16 protein-coding genes and 2 riboswitches are annotated in these 20,077 nt (G+C 65.6%); of the genes, 5 read left to right on the top strand and 11 right to left on the bottom strand.

What is annotated here, in order from left to right; genetic code table 11:
• Positions 1–71 precede the first annotated feature (71 nt).
• Positions 72–273, bottom strand: a riboswitch (cobalamin riboswitch).
• A 70-nt stretch (positions 274–343) separates the two neighbouring features.
• A riboswitch (cobalamin riboswitch) is annotated at positions 344–524 on the top strand.
• Between the two features lie 96 nt (positions 525–620).
• Positions 621–1,670 carry a cobalamin biosynthesis protein CobW gene (cobW, locus tag QRN22_RS19490; protein ID WP_042555873.1) on the top strand — a complete coding sequence of 350 codons (1,050 nt, stop codon included), beginning with the start codon at positions 621–623 and terminating at the stop codon, positions 1,668–1,670.
• Positions 1,671–1,743: 73 nt separating this feature from the next.
• Positions 1,744–5,472 (top strand): cobaltochelatase subunit CobN, encoded by a 3,729-nt coding sequence (gene cobN, locus QRN22_RS19485; protein ID WP_042555874.1) that lies wholly within the window; start codon positions 1,744–1,746, stop codon positions 5,470–5,472.
• A gap of 333 nt (positions 5,473–5,805) precedes the next feature.
• Here cobN and QRN22_RS19480 read toward each other — a convergent pair whose 3' ends face one another.
• The 4 genes from QRN22_RS19480 to QRN22_RS19465 form a co-directional block, all read right to left on the bottom strand.
• Positions 5,806–6,894, bottom strand: a complete 1,089-nt coding sequence (locus QRN22_RS19480) for a 3-deoxy-7-phosphoheptulonate synthase (RefSeq protein ID WP_042555875.1) — start codon at positions 6,892–6,894, stop codon at positions 5,806–5,808.
• Between the two features lie 271 nt (positions 6,895–7,165).
• Positions 7,166–7,297: a hypothetical protein gene (locus QRN22_RS19475; protein WP_269432935.1), complete on the bottom strand. Its 132-nt coding sequence runs from the start codon at positions 7,295–7,297 to the stop codon at positions 7,166–7,168.
• A 27-nt stretch (positions 7,298–7,324) separates the two neighbouring features.
• A complete protein-coding gene (locus QRN22_RS19470; RefSeq protein ID WP_042555876.1) occupies positions 7,325–7,753 on the bottom strand; it encodes an NUDIX hydrolase in 429 nt (142 codons plus the stop codon).
• On the bottom strand, positions 7,753–8,331 hold the full coding sequence (locus tag QRN22_RS19465) for an LOG family protein (protein WP_042555877.1): 579 nt from the start codon (positions 8,329–8,331) through the stop codon (positions 7,753–7,755). Before QRN22_RS19465 ends, QRN22_RS19470 begins: the two co-directional genes overlap by 1 nt.
• A 122-nt stretch (positions 8,332–8,453) precedes the next feature.
• Here QRN22_RS19465 and QRN22_RS19460 point away from each other — a divergent pair, with 122 nt between their 5' ends.
• From QRN22_RS19460 to QRN22_RS19450, 3 genes are all read left to right on the top strand, one after another.
• Positions 8,454–9,461 (top strand): magnesium chelatase ATPase subunit I, encoded by a 1,008-nt coding sequence (locus tag QRN22_RS19460; protein WP_042555878.1) that lies wholly within the window; start codon positions 8,454–8,456, stop codon positions 9,459–9,461.
• 26 nt (positions 9,462–9,487) lie between these two features.
• Positions 9,488–10,171 carry a vWA domain-containing protein gene (locus QRN22_RS19455; protein WP_042555879.1) on the top strand — a complete coding sequence of 228 codons (684 nt, stop codon included), beginning with the start codon at positions 9,488–9,490 and terminating at the stop codon, positions 10,169–10,171.
• A gap of 355 nt (positions 10,172–10,526) precedes the next feature.
• The gene (locus tag QRN22_RS19450; RefSeq protein ID WP_082045880.1) at positions 10,527–11,894 is read left to right on the top strand and encodes a leucine-rich repeat-containing protein kinase family protein; all 1,368 of its coding nucleotides are present in this window, start codon (positions 10,527–10,529) and stop codon (positions 11,892–11,894) included.
• Between the two features lie 10 nt (positions 11,895–11,904).
• On the opposite strand, the gene QRN22_RS19445 is transcribed toward QRN22_RS19450, so the two are convergent.
• The 7 genes from QRN22_RS19445 to QRN22_RS19415 all read right to left on the bottom strand — a co-directional run bounded on the left by QRN22_RS19445 (position 11,905) and on the right by QRN22_RS19415 (position 20,072).
• A complete protein-coding gene (locus tag QRN22_RS19445) occupies positions 11,905–12,663 on the bottom strand; it encodes a hypothetical protein (RefSeq protein WP_156152775.1) in 759 nt (252 codons plus the stop codon).
• Positions 12,664–12,708: 45 nt separating this feature from the next.
• On the bottom strand, positions 12,709–14,025 hold the full coding sequence (locus tag QRN22_RS19440) for an MFS transporter (protein WP_042555880.1): 1,317 nt from the start codon (positions 14,023–14,025) through the stop codon (positions 12,709–12,711).
• Positions 14,026–14,455: 430 nt separating this feature from the next.
• The gene (locus tag QRN22_RS19435) at positions 14,456–16,036 is read right to left on the bottom strand and encodes an aldehyde dehydrogenase (NADP(+)) (protein ID WP_042555881.1); all 1,581 of its coding nucleotides are present in this window, start codon (positions 16,034–16,036) and stop codon (positions 14,456–14,458) included.
• 316 nt (positions 16,037–16,352) lie between these two features.
• Positions 16,353–17,300, bottom strand: a complete 948-nt coding sequence (locus tag QRN22_RS19430) for a dihydrodipicolinate synthase family protein (protein ID WP_042555882.1) — start codon at positions 17,298–17,300, stop codon at positions 16,353–16,355.
• A 355-nt stretch (positions 17,301–17,655) separates the two neighbouring features.
• Positions 17,656–18,693: a trans-3-hydroxy-L-proline dehydratase gene (locus QRN22_RS19425; RefSeq protein ID WP_042555883.1), complete on the bottom strand. Its 1,038-nt coding sequence runs from the start codon at positions 18,691–18,693 to the stop codon at positions 17,656–17,658.
• A 13-nt stretch (positions 18,694–18,706) separates the two neighbouring features.
• The gene (locus QRN22_RS19420; RefSeq protein WP_042555884.1) at positions 18,707–19,429 is read right to left on the bottom strand and encodes an amino acid ABC transporter ATP-binding protein; all 723 of its coding nucleotides are present in this window, start codon (positions 19,427–19,429) and stop codon (positions 18,707–18,709) included.
• Positions 19,422–20,072: an amino acid ABC transporter permease gene (locus tag QRN22_RS19415; RefSeq protein ID WP_042555885.1), complete on the bottom strand. Its 651-nt coding sequence runs from the start codon at positions 20,070–20,072 to the stop codon at positions 19,422–19,424. The genes QRN22_RS19420 and QRN22_RS19415 overlap by 8 nt, the downstream gene beginning before the upstream one ends.
• Positions 20,073–20,077: the final 5 nt, after the last annotated feature.

Here is a 20,077-nt window from a genome sequence, read left to right as displayed (position 1 = left end):
GCACAGCAGGGACGCAGCGAGCCCGCCCGCATAACGGGCAGTTATCGGCGCGTGCCCGCCCACCGCGGGTTGCCAAACAGAGGATTCAGGCCGGTCTCCGGGCTCACGATGATCACTGGGCAGTGATGAGGATCGGCCTTCCCATGCTTTCGCACAGTGGCCACGACGATCCTGACATTCGCTTACCGTTGCGGGGGCAGCGCCGGACTCGAACCGGCTTCCCGTTTCACCTCACGCACGGCGGCGTGAGACACCTGAAACAACCGCGCAAGGACATCATGAAGCGGCAGATGCGTCAATATGTTACGGATCAGCTCGTGATTGACCGTGTCGCAGGCTCTGCGTAGCCTTGCGTCTTTCGAGGTTCTCCACTCGCGTGGAGCTAAGAGGGAACACGGCAAGCCGTGGCTGCCCCCGCAACTGTAAGCAGCGAGCGCATCGCCAATCGCCACTGGGAAACCGGGAAGGCCGGCTACGCGCCATGACCTGTGAGCCAGGAGACCTGCCTCGATAACGCTTTCGACAACCGGGCGGGGTGATCCGGTGATGCCTTCGCCAGCCTCGGCTGGCGCCTGCCATCCTATTGCCCGCTCGCCGTTCATTCAGACGCAGGGCCAATCATGAAAACGCTCGCCAAACTACCCGTCACCATCGTCACCGGCTTCCTCGGTGCTGGTAAGACCACCTTGCTGCGGCACATGCTTGAAAACGCCGAGGGCCGTCGCATTGCGGTGATCGTCAACGAGTTCGGCGAACTGGGTATCGACGGTGAGATCCTCAAGCAATGCACCATCGGCTGCACCGAGGAAGAAGCCAACGGTCGGGTTTTCGAACTGGCCAACGGCTGTCTGTGCTGCACCGTGCAGGAAGAGTTCTTCCCGGTGATGCGCGAACTGGTGGAGCGTCGCGGCGACCTCGACCATATCCTGATCGAAACCAGCGGCCTGGCCCTGCCCAAGCCACTGGTCCAGGCCTTCAACTGGCCGGAAATCCGCAACGCCTGCACCGTCGATGCGGTGATCACCGTGGTCGACAGCCCGGCGGTGGCTGCCGGCACCTTCGCTGCCTTCCCCGATCAGGTCGATGCCCAGCGCAAGCTCGACCCCAACCTCGATCATGAGTCGCCCCTGCACGAACTGTTCGCCGACCAACTGGCGAGCGCCGATCTGGTGATCCTCAACAAGGCCGATCTGCTCGATGCCGAGACCCTGGCAGCGGTGCGCGCCGAAGTCGGCGAAGAGCTGCCGCCAGCGGTCAAGGTGGTGGAGGCCCATGGCGGTTCGTTGCCGCTCAATGTGCTGCTGGGCCTGAACAGCGAGACCGAGTTGCACATTGAAGGCCGCAAGACTCACCACGACAATGAAGACGAAGACCACGATCACGACGAGTTCGACTCGTTCCACGTGGAACTACCGGAAGCCGATGAAGCCCGCCTGCTGGCCGCGCTGAAGGATGTGGTCGGCAAACATGGCATCCTGCGCATCAAGGGCTTCGTCGCCGTGCCGAACAAACCCATGCGTCTGCTTCTGCAAGGGGTCGGCCTGCGTTTCGACAAGCATTTCGACCGCGCCTGGAAGGCCGATGAAGCGCGGGTTACCCGCCTGATCGTGATCGGCCAGGAGCTCGACCACACGGCCATCGCGGCTGAGCTGAAAGCGGCGCTGGTATAACCATGATCGCCCGCAAGCGGGCTCCTGCGGTTCGCGTAGGAGCCCGCTTGCGGGCGATGCCTTAGGCGAGAATATGCACCTCCTGCGCACCCAGCCCGGCCAGTCGCTGCCGGCCGACAGCATCGCCGACCTCGGCCAGACCCCCGCCGAGCTGGTGGTGCTGTGCACCGGTGATTCGCACCTGTCGCTGCTGGCCGAGGTCGCCCGTCATCTGCCCGAGGATTACCCCAGCCTGCGCCTGGCCAGCCCGGCGCAGCTGAGTAACAACGCCTCGGTGGACTTCTACGTCGAGAAGGTCCTGCAGCATGCCAAGGTCATTCTGATTTCCGTGCACGGCGGTGTCAGTTACTGGCGCTATGGCATCCAGCGGCTGGTGGAGCTGGCGGGGCAGGGCAAGACGCTGATTCTGGTGCCTGGCGACGACAGCCCCGATCCGGAATTGACCGGCTTGGGCAATGTCGCCGGCGAAGACGCCGAGCGGCTCTGGCAATACCTTCGTCAGGGTGGTGTGGATAACGCGCGGCAGTTTTTCCATTGCATCGCTGATCGCTATCTTGGCCGGCGTTACGGCAGCCAGCCTCCCCGAGCGCTACCGCGGGTCGGCCTGTATCACCCGCACCTGGGCAATGCGTCGCTGCAGGATTGGCGTGCCAGCTGGCAGCCGGATGCGCCCGTTGCCGCGCTGCTGTTCTACCGCACCCATGTGCAGGCCGCCAACACCGCCTTCGTCGACACCTTCTGCCAGCGGCTGCAGGCCCAGGGCCTCAATCCATTGCCCATCGCCGTGGCCAGCCTCAAGGAGGCTGCCTGCCTGGCGCAGGTCGAGGATTGGCTGGACGAAGCTGGCGTGAGCGTGATCCTCAACACCACCGGTTTCGCACAATCCAACCCGGAGTCGCCCCAGGCGCGGCCGTTCCGCCGTGATGTGCCGGTGCTGCAGGCGCTTTGCGCGCTGGACAGCGAAGAGCAGTGGCAAGGTAACGCTCAGGGCCTTGGCCCCCGTGACCTGGCCATGCATATCGCGCTGCCGGAGCTGGACGGCCGACTGATCACCCGGCCGATCAGTTTCAAGGGCCTGGCCTGGCGCAGCGAGCGCAGCCAGAGCGATGTGGTCTGCTACCGCGCGCACCTGCCTGGCATGGATTTCGTCGCCGAACTGGCGCGGCGCTGGTGCGAGCTGCAGCGCACGTCGGCTGCGCACAAGCGCGTCGCCCTGGTGCTGGCCAACTACCCAACCCGCGACGGGCGCATCGGCAACGGTGTCGGCCTGGACACCCCGGCGGCGGCCCTGAATATCCTCCAGGCCTTGCAGCAGCGGGGGTACCCGGTAGAGGCCTTGCCGGACAGCGGCACCGCGCTGATCCATCAGTTGCTCGGTGGCGTGACCAACGATCTCGACAACCTCGACCTGCGGCCCTGTGCGCAAAGCCTGGCCATGGACGCCTACCAGACGTTCTTTGCAGCCTTGCCCGAGGCCAATCGCCAGGCGGTGCTGGAGCGTTGGGGCGCACCGGAAAACGACCCGATGTTCCGCGAGGGTCGGCTGATGATCGCCGGCCTGCGTTTCGGTCTGACCTTCGTCGGCATCCAGCCGGCGCGGGGTTATCAGGTGGATGCGGCGGCGGTTTATCACGACCCCGATCTGGTGCCACCGCATGGCTACCTCGCCTTCTATTGCTGGATGCGCCAGGTGTTCGCTGCCCAGGCGGTGATCCATGTCGGCAAGCACGGCAACCTGGAGTGGCTGCCGGGCAAGAGCGTTGGCCTGTCCGAAAGCTGCTGGCCGACGGCGATCCTCGGTGCCCTGCCGAACATCTACCCCTTCATCGTCAACGATCCCGGCGAAGGTGCCCAGGCCAAGCGCCGCACACAGGCGGTGATCATCGACCACCTGATGCCGCCGCTGACCCGCGCCGAGAGTTACGGTCCGCTGCGCGATCTGGAGCGTCTGGCCGACGAGTACTACGACGCCAGCCAGCTCGATCTGCGCCGCGCCGGTGAGCTGCGCGGCGAGATTCTGCAGAAGGTCCGCGAGGCCAGCCTCGATCGTGAGCTGGGCTTGCAGCTCAATGACGACCCCGCCAGCTGGTTGCCGCAGCTCGACGCCTACCTGTGCGACCTCAAGGAGTCGCAGATTCGCGATGGCTTGCATGTGTTCGGCGAATCACCGGCCGGCACGCTGCGCCGCGACACCCTGCTGGCCCTGCTGCGCATCCCTCGCGGCGATGGCCAGGGCGGCAATGCCAGCCTGCTGCGTGCCCTGGCCCATGACCTGGCGCTGGACTTCGACCCCCTCGATTGCGATATGGCCGCGCCGTGGACGGGCCCGCGCCCGAAAATTTTGGCTGATCTGAGCGATGAGCCCTGGCGCACTCTGGGCGATACCCGTGAGCGCCTGGAGCTGCTGGGGTTACGGCTGATCGAGGGTGAGCGGCCCTGCGGCCCGAGCAGTGACGCAGTGCTACACAGCCTGCGCAGCCATATCGCGCCGCTGCTGGACGCCTGTGGCGATGCCGAGATGCATGGCCTGCTCGATGCGCTGGAGGGCCGCTTCGTGCCCTCCGGCCCGAGCGGCGCGCCGAGTCGTGGGCGGCTCGACGTACTGCCCACCGGGCGCAATTTCTATTCCGTGGACGTGCGCAACCTGCCTACGCCCACGGCCTGGCGCCTCGGCGTGCAGGCTGCCGACCGCCTGCTCGAACGTCACCTGCAGGACGAAGGCGACCACTTGCGCCAGCTCGGCCTGTCGGTGTGGGGCACCGCGACCATGCGTACCGGTGGCGATGATATCGCCCAGGCCATGGCCCTGATGGGCGTGCGCCCGGTATGGCAGGCGGGTAGCCAGCGGGTCGAGCGCTTCGACGTGCTGCCCCTCGAGCAGCTCGGGCGTCCGCGTGTCGACGTGACCCTGAGGGTCTCCGGCTTCTTCCGTGATGCCTTCGCCAACCTGATCCGCCTGTTCGATGACGCCGTGCAGGCGGTCGCCGATCTGGACGAGTCGCCGGACATGAACCCGCTGTCAGCGCGGGTCTGGCAGGAAGCCCTGGCGCTGCAGGATGGTGGGCTGGACGAGCTCGAGGCACGGCGTCAGGCCGGCTGGCGGATCTTCGGCGCCAAGCCCGGCGCCTATGGTGCTGGCGTGCAGAACGCCATCGAAGAGCGCCTCTGGGAGAGCCGCGCGGATCTTGCCGAGGTGTACCTGAACTGGGGCGGCTACGCCTACGGCAAAGGCAGCGAAGGTACGCCCGCACGGGGCCAGTTCGCCGAGCGCCTGGAGCATCTGCAGGCGGTGCTGCACAACCAGGACAACCGCGAGCACGACATCCTCGACTCCAACGACTATTACCAGTTTCAGGGCGGCATGCTGGCGGCGGTGGAAACCCTGCGGGGGGCCAAGGTAGCCAGCTACCACGGCGACAACAGCCAGCCCGATACGCCGCGTATCCGCACCCTCAAGCAGGAGCTGGCCCGCGTGGTGCGCGCCCGTGCGGCCAACCCGAAGTGGATCGAAGGCATGAAGCGCCACGGCTACAAAGGTGCGTTCGAGCTGGCCGCGACCATCGACTACCTGTTCGCCTTCGACGCCACCAGCGAGCTGGTCGATGACCATCAGTACGCCCTGCTCACCGACGCCTACCTGATGGACAGAGACACCCGCGACTTCATCCAGCAGCACAACCCCGGTGCCCTGCAGGACATCATCGAACGTCTGCTCGAAGCCCAGCAGCGCGGCATGTGGCAGGAGCCGGGCGACTATCGCGAAGCCCTGGAAAACCTGCTCCTCGACAGTGAAGAACGCTGAGGTTTTTGGCGCGTTGGCTGAAAAGTGGCGAAAGCGGACCTTCGATTTGGTGGGCTAAAGCCCACCCTACGGCTAGATGCGCGGCTGTAGGGTGGGCTTTAGCCCACCAATTGGCCCCCGACTACGAACGGCTGCTATCGCCTCGAAGCTGCCTTCAGGCGTAGGGTGGACGACGCTTCACCTACGCAGCCCGATCCGTCCACCGCTTCACGATCGCAAGGGTGGACAACGCAGGGCTGGGCGTTTCAGAGGGCCTGATCGATGATGCGTCATTCGCTCGGGTCGAGTGCAGCGACACCCGGGAGAGTGTCCTGGGTATCGCTGCGCCTGGCGTTAGACCAGATGACGCATGCGCACGGCGGCGTCGATCAGCATGCGCTCGGTGCCGGTCCAGCCGAGGCAGCCGTCGGTGATCGATACACCGTAGCGCAGCTCGCCACCGAGGCTCTGAGCGCCATCGAGCAGGTGGCTTTCGATCATCACCGCACGCAGGGCGCCGTCGCCGGCCAGGCGCTGGTCGAGCACGCTGCGCAGCACGTCGGGCTGGCGCAGCGGGTTCTTGCCGCTGTTGGCGTGGCTGCAGTCGACCATGATCCGTGGCGCGATGCCCTGGCGCTCCAGCTCGGCGCGGGCAATGGCGATGCTGGCAGCGTCGTAGTTCGGCGCGCCGTGGCCGCCGCGCAGCACCAGATGGGTGTCCGGGTTGCCGTGGGTCTGCACCAGCGCTGGCCGGCCGTGGCCATCGACGCCGAAGTGCTGGTGCGCATGGGCCGCCGAGCGCATGGCGTCGCAGGCGATGCCGAGGCTGCCGTCGGTGCCGTTCTTGAAGCCCACCGGCATCTCCAGACCGCTGACCAGCTCGCGGTGCACCTGGGATTCACTGGTGCGTGCGCCAATCGCCGCCCAGCCGAGCAGGTCGTCGAAGTACCCAGCCACCAGCGGCTGCAGAATCTCGCTGGCCAGTGGCAGGCCAAGCTCGAGCATGCGCAGCATCAATTTTCGCGAGCGGCGCAGGCCTTCGGCCATGTCGCCGCTGCCATCCAGCGCCGGGTCGTAGACCAGCCCCTTCCAGCCCACCGTGGTGCGCGGTTTTTCGACGTAGGCGCGCATCACCAGCAGCAGACGATCACCCACTCGTTGGCTGAGTGCGGCCAAGCGCTCGGCGTATTCGAGTACGGCGGCGTCGTCGTGCAGGGAGCAGGGGCCGACCACTACCAGCAGACGTGGGTCGTGACCATCGAGGATGGCGCGGATCGAGTGGCGCTGTTGCTGCACCTGGCGCGCGAGCGCAGCGCAGAGTGGCAGCTCTTCGCGCAACTGGGTGGCGCTGGGCAACGGCGAGGTCTGGCGGCGGGTCTTGGTGTCGACCAGATGCAGATCGGCGGGTTTGGCGGTGGAGCGGGAATTGACGGCTACGGACATGGTGGTTTCCTCGGCCGGCGCGGACGTTACCGCGCGCGGCGCACTATCTGGCTCGATGGGATGTTCGATTGAGTGGATGGGCAGCGCGGCTGCCGGTAAATCGCCAGCTGTAGCGGTAATCGTTTTGGTAGGTGGTGTCGGCGGTCATGGTGAAATCCTCTGTGAACAATCGATGTGCCGGAAAAAACAAAACCCCCGGTCGGGAGGCCGACCGGGGGTTTCGAGAAACTGTCTGGTGGCGACCCTGAGTTACTAGGGCGCCTGTGGGGTATCAGGCGCGCCTGTGGCTAAACCAATACCCATAAAAATACGAGGCCGCCGCGACCACGGATGCCTGGGCACGCGCGATCACGATGCAGGCTGCATCGAGGCGGGTGCTGGTCAGGATCAGGGATGTGGACATGCAAGACTCCGTTGAATGGGCTCGACGTTAATTCATCGCGGTGGTCGATTGCAAGCGCTGTCGGTTGAGCGCGGGCAATGCGCGGCGGGTCGCCACGGTCAGCGGCTCGGGCAGACTGTCCAGCGCGAACCAGCCGATGTCGTCGTGTTTGTCGGGCTCGACGTTGCGTGCGTCACCCTCGAAGGTATCGGCCAGATAGACCGGCGCCAGCCAGTGCTCGCCGCGCTGCGCATCGATCTGATCGACCACGCAGAGCAGCCTCAGTGACGTCAGGCGGATGGCGAGTTCTTCCTCAATCTCGCGGCGTACCGCCTGCTCGACCGGCTCCAGCCAGTCCACCTTGCCGCCGGGCAACCCCCAGCAGCCGGCCTCCGGCTCACGCAGGCGGCGCACCAGCAGCAGGCGCCCGTCCTGCACGATGGCCGCCCCACAACCCAGGCGTGGTTGCTCGTTCATCAGGTTTCCTGCCGGCCGATCCATTTGCCCACCTGCGGCGCTTCATAGCCGTTGATCGCCTTCAGCAGTGCGTCGATGTCCTGTTCGACGATCAGCATCTCGCGGTGCGGCGCCTTGACGAAGGCTTCGTCGACCATGTGGTCGAGGAAGGCGCTGAGGCGGTCGTAGTAGCCATTGATGTTGAGCAGTGCGCAGGGTTTGCGGTGGTGGCCCAGTTGTGCCCAGGTCCACACCTCGAACAGTTCTTCGAGGGTGCCGACGCCGCCTGGCATGGCGATGAAACCATCGGACAATTCGGCCATCAGCGCCTTGCGCTGATGCATGGAGTCGACGATTCGCAGGTCATCAAGGCCGGTGTGGGCCACTTCCTTTTCCCACAGCGAACGCGGAATCACGCCGATCACCTCGCCACCGGCCTCCAGCGCCGCGTCGGCCACGGCGCCCATCAGACCGACGGACGCGCCGCCATACACCAGGCCGATGCCGGCTTTGGCCAGCGTTTGGCCGAGGCGGGTAGCCGCCTCGATATAGACGGGATTGGTGCCCGCATTGGAACCGCAGAAAATGCACAGGCGCATCTGAGTCTCCCTGGATAAATCGCACGCGACAGCATCGCGAAACCGCCGACCATAGCAGAACAGCGGGGTGGGATTCGACCGCCCGCTGCTACAATGGCAGCTTTGCTCAGCCGGATTGCGCCATGACCGATAACGCCCACTTCCCCCTTGCCGCCGTGGTCGGTGCCGACTCGCTGAAGTTGGCGCTGTGCCTGGTGGCGGTCGATCCGGCAATCGGCGGGGTGCTGATCGAAGGCCCGCGGGGCATGGCCAAATCGACCCTGGCCCGCGGCCTGGCCGAGCTGCTGGAGAGCGGCGTGTTCGTTACCCTGCCGCTGGGTGCCAGCGAGGAGCGCATTGTCGGTACGCTCGATCTGGACGCTGCCCTTGGCGAAAGCCGCGCGCAGTTCTCGCCCGGCCTGCTGAGCAAGGCCGATGGTGGGGTGCTGTATGTGGATGAAGTCAATCTGCTGCCCGATCATCTGGTCGATCTGCTGCTCGATGCGGCAGCCAGTGGCGTCAATCATGTCGAGCGTGACGGTATCTCTCATCGCCACAGTGCGCGCTTCATCCTGATCGGCACCATGAACGCCGAAGAGGGCGAGCTGCGCCCGCAACTGCTCGACCGCTTCGGCCTCAACCTGGCGCTGGATGGCCAGCCGCAACCGGGGGCGCGGGCCGACATCGTCCGCCGCCGCCTGGCTTTCGATGCCGACCCCCAGGCGTTCATCGCGCAGTGGGCCGAGCAGCAGGCGGCACTGGCCGAGCGGTGTGAACAGGCCCGTGCTCAGGTAGCGCGCATCGCGCTCGACGATCAGGCATTGGAGGCGATCACCGAGCGCTGTTTCGAGGCCGGTGTCGATGGCTTGCGCGCCGACCTGGTCTGGCTGCGCGCGGCCCGCGCCCATGCGGCATGGCGTGGCGCGGCTGGCATCGAGCCTGTGGATATCGATGCGGTTGAGGATTTCGTGCTGCGCCATCGCCGTCGGCACACGCCGCCCCGGCAGCAGGCTCAGCCGCCGGCCAACCCTCCCGCCCAGGCGCCGAGCGAGCAGCCCGCAGCGGGGGAAGGTCAGTGGGGCGAGCTGCCGCCGCAAGCGCAAGCTACCGGTGAGCGCCGTGAACCGCCGCGCTGGGCAAAAAAGCCCTAGGCATCCCCCCGCGTGCCAGAGCGGGGATGGATGCGAAGCCGGCCCCCGGCAAACAGGCACAGGGCCGCCGTGGTGCCAGGCAGCGTGGTGCCAGCGGCGCCATCGACTGGCTTGCCACCTTGTTGCAAGGCAAGCCGAAGCGTCGTGCGGATTTGCAGCATCGGTCCCGAAGCAGCGCACCGACACAGCTATGGCTGATCGTCGTCGATGCGTCGGCCTCGACCCGGCGCCACGGTGCGCTGGGCAAGGCCAAGGGGGTGCTCGCCGAAGTCTTCGAGCGGGCCTACCGCGAGCGTGCGCGGATCGCCGTGCTGGACGCCCAGGGAGCACGACCGCAATGGCACTGGCAGGGCCAGAAGGCGTCCGGCGCTCTGCAACAATGGCTGGTGGAGCTCGGGGCCGGTGGCGGCAGCCCGTTGATCCCGGCATTGCAGGACGCCCATGGCTGGCTGCAGCGGCGTCAGCGTCTCAAGCCGGGTGAGGAGCAACGCCTGCTGGTGGTCACCGACGGGCGCTTGCGGGAATGGCCAGCCCTGCCGCCCAGCCCCTGTCCGGCGACACTGGTGGATATCGAATGCGCGCCGATCCGTCTGGGCCGCGCTGCGCAGCTGGCAGATGAGCTGGGCGCCGAGTACCGGCACATCGACTCGCTAGGGCCTGTTAACGCTACCGCGCAAGCCGCGTTGCTGCGCAAAATCTCGCCAGGCTAGGCGGAGGACGCAGGGAATGGTTGTTCCCTTGCCAAGTCCTCCAACAACGCATGGCGAGATTTTTCGCGCAACCCACAGGGCCGGGCCCGTTTTGCCGCGATACGGCGTTTCTCGCCGGCTCATTTAGCCCGCTAAACTTCGCGGCTCGTGCCTTGCCTCGCGGCAAAACGGGCTCCGGCGCGGTCGTGCGGTAGTGTTAACAGGCCCTAGGCCCGTGATACGGCGCTGACCTGTCGCGACGCGTGCCTTTCGACAACTGTTCGGCAAACGGGAAATTTTTCTTATGGGCACTGGGTGGCCAAGGGCCATGATCGCTTAGAATGGCAGGCTCCTTCCTGCCCGAGCCTGCGCCAGCATGCATACCCTCGATCAATTGCGTGCCGGCCAGCTCCATGGCATCACCCGTCTCGACCTGTGCGCCGCGCTGGAGCAGTTTCCCGAGGAAATCTACACGCTGGCCGACAGCCTCGAAGTGCTCAATCTGAGCGGCAACCTGCTGAGCGATTTGCCCCACGACCTGCACCGGCTGCATCGTCTGCAGGTGTTGTTCTGCTCCAACAATCGCTTCGAGCATGTGCCGGAGTCGGTGGGTCGCTGCCTGTCGTTGCGCATGGTGGGCTTCAAGTCCAACCGTATTCGTGAGTTGTCCGAGAATGCCCTACCTCCGCACCTGCGCTGGCTGATCCTGACCGACAACTGCCTGGAGAGTCTGCCTGAAGCCCTCGGCGACTGCGTCGAACTGCAGAAACTGATGCTCGCCGGCAATCGCCTGAGTGCATTGCCCGCCAGCCTGGCGCGCCTGGAGAAGCTGGAGTTGCTGCGCATCGCCGCCAATCGACTACCCGGCTTGCCGGATGCGCTGCTGGATCTGCCCCGCCTGGCCTGGCTGGCCTACGCCGGTAATCCTTTCGACAGCAGTGCGGCATTCGAATCCCTGGCACCCGAGGTGCCGTGGCAGGCGTTGCAGGTCGGTGAGGTACTGGGTCAGGGCGCCTCCGGCATCATTCATCATGCCCGCTGGCAGCGGCCGGATGGCGCGTGCGAGGCCGTGGCGCTCAAACTGTTCAAGGGCCAGATGACCAGCGACGGTACCCCGGACAGCGAAATGCGCGCCTGCCTCGCCGCCGGGCGCCACCCGAATCTGATCGATGTACTCGGGCGCCTCGCTGCGGCACCCGAAGGCGAGCAGGGGCTGTTACTGGGCCTCGTCGATCCGCGGTTCAGCACCCTGGCCGGGCCGCCGAGCCTGGAGAGCTGCAGCCGTGACACCTATCCGTCAGCCTGGCGGGCGCCCTTCGCTCAGGCGTTGCGAGTGGTCTGCGGCATCGCCTCGGCGTTGCGTCACCTGCATGCGCAGGGCATTTCCCACGGCGACCTCTACGGCCACAACATCCTGCTCGATGACGCTGGCGAGGTGCTGCTCGGTGACTTCGGTGCCGCGTCGTTCCAGCCCCCGGCGGCCCCCTGGCAACACGCAGCCGTGCAGCGCATCGAGGTGCGCGCCTTTGGCATTCTGCTCGAAGAGTTGCTCACCCGAAGCGAAGTGCCCGCGCTCTACGCGGCGCTGCTGGAAGAGCTGGTGATGCGTTGCCAGCAACCGCAGGTCAGTGCCCGACCCGACTTCATCGAAATCGATACGACGCTGGCGCGTCTGTTGGCCATGCAATCGGGCAACCGCGATGAGTCGAGCGCTGGCGTCGAGACGGATCTGCTGCCGATCTGATTTCACCCGGTCATTCGGTGTAGCGCAGCACCAGCAGCTCGCGGTTCTCGATACTGTCCGCGAACAGTGCACGAACCTGCGCCCCATTGTCCTCGCGGGCATACAGGCGGCTCAGCAGATCGAGCAGGCTGGCGGTCTGCGCCTGATCCAGGGCCCGTGAGCGACGAAAGGCGATGAGGCTGGCGCCGATGCCGAACAGGGCATAGCCGTAGTGGTTTTCCAGATGCTCGGCCAGGCGGAAATTCTCCTGAGGCGACAGGTCGCTGGAAAAGTAGCCATTGGCGAAGCCGTAGATGGCCTCGCAGGCGCGCTGTACGGGAATCCGCAGCAGATAGCATTCATCATCGAGCACCGAGACCAGGTCGGTATTGGCAGCCACCAGGTCGGCGAGGCTGTCTTCATCCACACGCAGATCCTTGGCGAACAGGTCGTCGAAGGAGGTTTCCTGCATCGTGCGTTCAAACCCCTGGCGACGGATGTGCAGTCGCTGCTGCAGCGACAGGTCGTCCCGTGGATAGCCATCTTCCAGCCAGCTCGCGGCGATCCCCGCCTCCTGCAGCCAGTCGCCGCTGTCCAGATCATGGCGGTTGCTCGCATGCATCGCGGTGTAGAGCGCTTGACCCAGGTCATCCAGGGTGAACAGATGGCGATGTCCGTCGGGCACATCGTCATAGGCGCTCAGTAGCTCTTCCAGCGAGGCCGGCTGGTGCAGCCGGAAGCATTGGCCGAGCAGGCGGCCGTCGGGTTCATGTACGGGATCGAGTCGCATGGGGGCACCCATTGGAACGAGGAGGGCGCCCATCATAACGCTGCCTTACGACATCGGGTCTTCCAGCGAACGCTTCGACGACTCCGGTAGCGACAGGCCGCCTACCAGAGCCAGCAGGGCGATGGCGATCAGGTAGAAGGCCGGCGACATGCGGTTGCCGGTCACCTCGATCAGCCAGGTGGCGACCAGTGGTGCGGTGCCGCCGAACACCGTGTAGGCCAGGTTGTAGGTGAAGGCCGAGGCGGTGTAACGCACGCGGGTGGGGAATTGTTCGGAGAGCAGCACGGCGGTTACCACCCCGCAGATCACCGCGCCGACGGCCAGCAGCATGGCGCCGAGGGCCGAGGCCAGCAGGCTGCCCGAGGCAGCCAGGGTGAAGGCCGGATAGACCGCGACGATCAATGCCACGCCAGCGGTGAGGATGGTTCGGCGGCGGCCCACGCGATCCGAATAGCGGCCCACGAAGGGGCACAGCAAGGCGGCGAACAGCAGTGCCATGAGGCTGGCGAGCAGTGCCGTGGGCCTCGCCGCGCCGCCGACCACCTGCATGTAGGTGGTCAGGTAGGTGGTGAACATGTAGAACGACAGCGCCGTGGCGGAGATGAAGGCTGACAGGCACAGCACGGTGGCGCCGTGCTCACGCAAGGTTTCGCGCAGTGGCGAGTGCTCCGGGTGCGCTTGCGCGGCCAGGGCCTGGAATGCGGGCGATTCATCCAGGCGCAGGCGCATGTACAAACCCACCAGGCCCAGCGGTGCGGCGATCAGGAAGGGTACGCGCCAGCCCCAGGCCTGCATCTGCGTTTCGTCCAGCCACAGGCCCAGGCCGAACACCAGGCCCGCCGCACAGGCGAAGGCCGCGAAGGTGGAGACGGGTACGAAGCTGCCATAACGGGCCTTCTGTTCGGTTGGCGCGTGCTCCATGACGAAGGCGCAGGCGCCCGCGTACTCGCCGCCCGCAGAGAAGCCCTGCAGGCAGCGCGCCAGGGCCAGCAGCAGCGGCGCGACCAGGCCGATGCTGGCATAGGTGGGCAGCAGGCCGATCAGGGTGGTGGCGCCGGCCATCAGCAGCACGGTGATCGACAGCACGCGCTTGCGGCCGATGCGGTCTCCCAGGATGCCGAACACGATGCCGCCCAGCGGGCGCAGTGCGAACGACACGGCGAATACCGCGAAGGTCTGCAGCAACGCCAGGGCCGGATCACCCTGAGGGAAGAACAGCGCGGCGATGGTGACGGCCAGGAAGCCGTAGACGGCGAAGTCGAACCATTCGACGAAGTTGCCGATGGCCGAGGCGGCGATCACCTTGCGCAGAATGCCAAGATCGACGTGCGTCGCCTGTTGTGGATAAGTGGTCACGCTCATGGCTGCCTCCGCGCAGTTGCTCCAACATGCGAACGCGCCTGGCCCGGGCCTTTGCGTCCATCTGTGGATAACTTACGTGGCTCGCCCGCCGTGGCGGGATTCGAGTGCGACCTGGGGGTAGTCGTGAGCGACAGGGTTTTCGCGCAAGCGCCTCGAGGCTGGCAGTTGACTGCGCGCACGGCGCGATCGCTGGTGGATAAGCTTCGCGTTATCCACCCTACGAGTTGATCGGTGCGCATCGCACGTTCGTGGGAGCGGGCCATGCCCGCTCCCACAGTAGATCCGCGCAAATGCCCTCTGCCATAGCCCGGTTCGAGCGCGGCGGCACACAAGTACAACGCCAATCCACCGCCCACAAAAAAGCCGACCCTGAGGTCGGCTTTCTCTTTACGGCGCAGAGCGGGCCGGCGCCGGAGCGCCGAGCCGTTTCTTACAGCGCGTCGCGGCTGCTGGCGCCATCGACCAGACGGGCGATGCCCAGCGGGTTGGCGTTCTTCAGGGCGTCGGGCAGCAGCGCGTCCGGGCAGTTCTGGTAGCAAACCGGGCGTAGGAAGCGATCGATGGCCAGGGTGCCGACCGACGTACCACGGGCGTCCGAAGTCGCCGGGTACGGGCCACCGTGGACCATGGAGTCGCAGACTTCCACGCCAGTCGGGTAGCCGTTGAACAGCACACGGCCGACTTTCTGCTCGAGCAGCGCGAACAGCTCTTCGCTACCGGCCAGATCGCCCGGCTCGGTGAGCAGGGTGGCGGTCAGCTGACCGTGCAGGCCATTGATGGCCGCCAGCAGCTCGGCTTTGTCAGCCACTTCGACGACGATGGTGGTCGGACCGAAGACTTCTTCCTGCAGCAGCTCGTCGCCGTTCAGCAGCAGGCTGACGTCGGCCTTGAACAGTTGCGGGCGAGCCTGGTTGCCTTCCTGCTTGGCACCGGTCAGGTGCGTGATGCCGGAATGTGCGTTGAGCGCTTCCAGGCCTTTCACGTAGCTCTTCAGGGTGCCGGCGTTGAGCATGGTCTGCGGCTGCTGCTCGGCCATCTTGGCGGTGAAGCTTTCCAGGAAGGCGCTGAACTCAGGCGAACGAACACCGATCACCAGGCCAGGGTTGGTGCAGAACTGACCGCAGCCCATGACCACCGAACCTGCCAGCTCGCCAGCGATCTTCTCGCCACGGGCCTTGATGGCTTCCGGCAGCAGGATGACCGGGTTGATGCTGCTCATCTCGGCGAACACCGGGATCGGTTGCGGGCGCGCTGCAGCCATGTCGCACAGGGCGCGACCGCCTTTCAGCGAACCGGTGAAGCCAACGGCCTGGATGGCCGGGTGCTTGACCAGAGTCTCACCGACGCCGCTGCCGTAGATCATGTTGAACACGCCCTTCGGCGCGCCGGTTTTCTCGGCAGCGCGCAGGATGGCTTCGCCCACGAATGCAGCGGTAGCCATGTGGCCGCTGTGGGCCTTGAATACCACCGGGCAGCCAGCGGCCAGCGCGGAAGCGGTGTCACCGCCAGCGGTGGAGAAGGCCAGCGGGAAGTTGCTGGCGCCGAACACGGCAACCGGGCCGAGGCCGATGCGGTACTGGCGCAGATCCGGGCGCGGTAGCGGCTGGCGATCCGGCAGGGCGCGGTCGATACGCGCGCCGTAGAAATCGCCGCGACGCAGCACTTTGGCGAACAGGCGCATCTGGCCGCTGGTACGGCCACGCTCGCCCTGGATCCGGGCGGTCGGCAGGGCGGTTTCGCGGGTAACGGTGGCAACGAAGTCGTCACCCAGGGCATCCAGCTCGTCGGCGATGGCGTCGAGGAAATCGGCGCGCTTGGCCGCGGACAGGCTGCGGTAAGCGGGGTAGGCGGCAGCGGCGGCTTTGGCAGCGGCATCGACTTCTTCAGGAGTGGCCTGGATGAAGTCGTAGGAAAGGGCTTCGCCAGTGGTGGCGTCGTGACTCTTGTGGACTACGGAGCCGGCTGCGCTGTACGCGCCGCCGATGATGTTGTGGCCGATGGTAGCGGGCATTGTTAGCTCCTGTTGGTGACGTATGAACACGTACGGAAAGGCTTTGATTGTACGATGTCTGATAAGTTGCGCAAGTCTGCCATGTCTGTGCACTGCACCGAGTCGCTCAATTCCGGTATCGCGATCGGAGGCGCAGGCGTTGGCAGGGCGTCAAACTCGGCAGTGTCAGGGCCTGACCGGTGAACGGTAAAGACGCGCGAACGGGATAGCGGCTGCCGGCAGGCAAACGAATCTGTTCGGCGAAATCGGCAAGCGGTCGATGGACACGAGCCCGCTCGGCCGGATGCGCTGGAGGCACCCGGCCGACTTGCAGCGATCAGGCGGCGTTGTTTTCGGCCGACCAGTTGGCGTACCACTGGCGGAACAGCCTGTACTGCGTCTCCGCATAGTTACGCTGGGCATCGCTGAGGGCATCGGTTTCGTAGAAGTGCAGGGCGTATTCCTGGTCGCCGCCCAGTACCATCAGGTGCTTGTAGTAGAGAACCAGGTCGGTGCCTTCGTCGAAGGACGACAGCACGTTCAGCGCCTCGGACAGCTCCAGGGCAAGGCGGCGGGCAACGGCGTCGCCCTTGGCGGCCTTCTTGCTCAGCTCGACCAGTTGCAGCACTTCGCGCGGCAGGGCGTTGCCGATACCGGTGATGGCGCCAGTCGCGCCGCAATTGACGAAGCCGTGCACCACCTGGGTGTCGACGCCGGCCATGAGAATCACGTCCTCATCCTGCGAGGTGATGTGCTCGGCGGCGTAGCGCATGTCGGCGGCGCCGCCGAATTCCTTGAAGCCGATCAGGTTGGCGTACTTGCGACGCAGCTTGAAGAACAGCTCGGCGCGGGTCGCGAAGCCGTAGTACGGGCTGTTGTAGATCACCGCCGGAAGCTCTGGCGCGGCTTCGAGAATGGCGGCGAAGTGCGCTTCCTGAGCGGCCGGTGAAGCGCCACGGGACAACACGCGCGGGATGACCATCAGGCCGTGGGCGCCAACCTTGGCGGCGTGGGAGGCGTGGGAAACCGCCTCGCGGCTGTTCACCGCACCGGTGCCGACGATGGTCGGGATGCCGGCAGCGACCAGGCGTGCCACCCCTTCCTGGCGCTGGGCTTCGGTGAGCAACGGCCAGTCGCCCATGGAACCGCAGTAGACCACCGCGCTCATGCCAGTCTCGATCAGCTGCTTGCCCTTGCGCACCAGGGCGTCGAAGTCCGGCTTGCGGTCGGCGGTGCAGGGGGTCATCAGGGCGGGAATGGTGCCGGTGAAGATGTTGCTGCTCATGGTGTTGCCTCCTGGGCAGGGTAAAAGTATTTCGTATACGAAAGCAGATGGCCGTAGCAGGCCGTCCGTTTTCCGTTGGTGGGCATGGCGCCCGGTTCGTTGCGCCGGCGAACCGGCAGTTTCAAGTTTTCAACAGGTCTTGGAGCCTGTTCACGATCTTTGTTTACCTGAAGCGGCAGCTACAAGGCAGAAGCGTCCTTCGCTGGTCCATTGTGGGAACGGGCCATGCCCGTGATTTTTCGCGGGCATGGCCCGCTCCCACGGATACTGCGCCGATGGACGCTTTCGCCACTGAGCTGCCAAAATCGACGAGCATGGGCTGAAAAATCATGAACAGGTTCTCATGAACGGGTCCTTACAGCTTCAGCTCCACCGGCCAGGTGTCCGACAGGCGATAGCCCGTTGGCCAGGGATCGCTCGGGTCGAGCAGGTGCTGGTGAGTGCCGGTGATCCACGCCCGGCCGGATAGGCAGGGGTAGATCGCCGCACGGCCGGCCACGTCGGTCAGCGAGTCGATGCGGCAGTGAAATTCGGAACCGATGATCGAGCGACCGATGAAGCGTTCGCCCACCGCCAGCTGACCCTTGGCATGCAGCACCGCCATGCGTGCCGAGCAGCCGGTGCCGCAGGGTGAGCGGTCGATCTTGCCGGGGCGGATGACCACCGCATTGGCGCCCGTGGCGATGCCGTTCTCGTGAACCACCGGAGCGGCGATCTGGCAGAAGGAGATATGGCTCCAGTCCGGGTTCAGCGGATGCTGGAAGCCGAGCTGCTCGTTGGCGGCCTTGGTGATGCGCAGGCCCACGGCGACCAGATCGGCTGCTTCATCGGCCTGGATGGCAAACCCCAGGTGGCGCGCATCGGCGATGACGAAGCTGTCGCCGCCGTAGGCGGTATCGACCTGCAGCGAACCCAGGCCTTCGACCTCGATCCAGGCGTCGAGCTTGTCGGCGAACGAGGGTACGTTCTTCACTTCGACCCGCTCGGCCTTGCCGTCGCGACAGTCGGCGATCACTTCCACCAGGCCGCCTGGCGCTTCCAGGGTCAAGAAGGTCTGCGGCTCGGTCATCGGCAGGATGCCGCTGTCGAGCAGCACGGTGGCCACGCACAGCGAGTTGGAGCCGGACATCGGCGGCACATCGGCCGGCTCCATGATGATCCAGCCCATCTGCGCCTTGGGGTTCTTCGCCGGCACCAGCAGGTTGACGTGGCGGAACACGCCACCGCGCGGTTCGTTGAGCACGAAGTTACGCAGGAAGTCGTCCTGTTCGATCCAGCGCGACTGCTGCCACAGGGTATCGCCAGGTGGTGGCGCGACGCCGCCGACGATGACGTCGCCGACCTCACCTTCGGCATGGCAGCTGACCACATGAATGACTTTGCTGGAGCGCACGGGGCAGTCCTCTTTAGTGAACCGACTTGAGGAAGTCGGCGGTTTCCGGTCGTTGCGGGTTGCCGAGCACCTGCTCGGGCGCGCCGATCTCGTGCACCAGGCCGTTGCGGAAGAACGCCACACGGTCGGACACGTCTCGGGCGAAGCGAATCTCGTGGGTCACCAGCACCATGGTCATGCCGTCTTCGGCGAGCATGCGCATGGTGTCGAGCACTTCACCGACCAGCTGCGGGTCGAGGGCGCTGGTGGCCTCGTCGAACAGCATGTAGTCGGGGCTCATGGCCAGGGCGCGGGCGATCGCCATGCGCTGCTGCTGGCCGCCGGACAGTTTGCCGGGGAACACCTTGAGCTTCTCGCCCAGGCCCACGTGAGTCAGTTGCTGGACGGCGATGGCCTCGGCTTCCTGCTTGCTCAGGCCGAGTACCTTGCGCGGCGCCAGCATGACGTTTTCCAGCACCGTGAGGTGCGGGAAGGCGTTCCACTGCTGGAACACGATGCCGATCTTCTGCCGCAGCTTGTTGATGTCGGTGCCCGGGGCGTGCACTTCGGTGCCGTCGACGCGGATGCTGCCGCTCTTGATCGACTCCAGGCCGTTGATGCACATCAGCAGGGTCGATTTGCCGGAGCCGGAGCCGCCGATGATCGATACCACTTCACCCTTGTTGACGGTCAGGCTGACGCCCTTGATCACTTCGAGGTCGCCGAAGGATTTGTATACGTTGTCGATCTCAATCATTTTCCTGCCACCTTCTTTCCAGACGGGCGCCCAGTTGGGCGACCACCAGGCTCATGACGTAGTAGATGAGGCCGGCGATGCACAGCACCAGCAGCGGCTCCTGAATGCGTGTAACGATGGTTTGCGAAGCGCGCAGCAGCTCGACGATGCCGATCCACATGACCAGCGCGGTGTCCTTCATCACGCTGAGCACCAGGTTCAGCCAGCCGGGGAAGGCCACCCGCGTGGCCATCGGCAGGACGATGTAGCGCAGGTCCTGCACATAGCTCATGCCCAGCGAGCGGCTGGCGCGGCGCAGGGTGAACGGCACCGACAGCACACCGGCCCGCACGATCTCGGTGAAGTAGGCGGCGGCGTAGATGCCCAGCACGATGCAGCCCACCGCGAAGGCACTGATATCGATGCCGGCGATGCTCTTGAACGAGTTGAACAGCACGAACTGGATGAGCAGTGGCACGCTGCGAAACACGTCGAGTACCCACGCCAGCGGCAGGGTGGCGCGGGGCAGCAGGGCACGCAACAGACCGAACAGCAGGCCGGCGAAGGAGCCCAGCAGGATGGCCCAGAAGGTCAGCTGCAGGGTGACCCAGGCACCGTCGAGCAGGTAGAGGAAATCGTTCCAGGTGAAGCTGGTATCGAACATGTGCG

The organism is Pseudomonas sp. MEJ086 (assembly GCF_030209025.1).
In the GTDB taxonomy this organism is placed as follows: domain Bacteria; phylum Pseudomonadota; class Gammaproteobacteria; order Pseudomonadales; family Pseudomonadaceae; genus Aquipseudomonas; species Aquipseudomonas fulva_A.
Note: the sequence above shows the minus strand (reverse complement) of the source record. Positions and strands in the feature narration are given on the sequence as shown.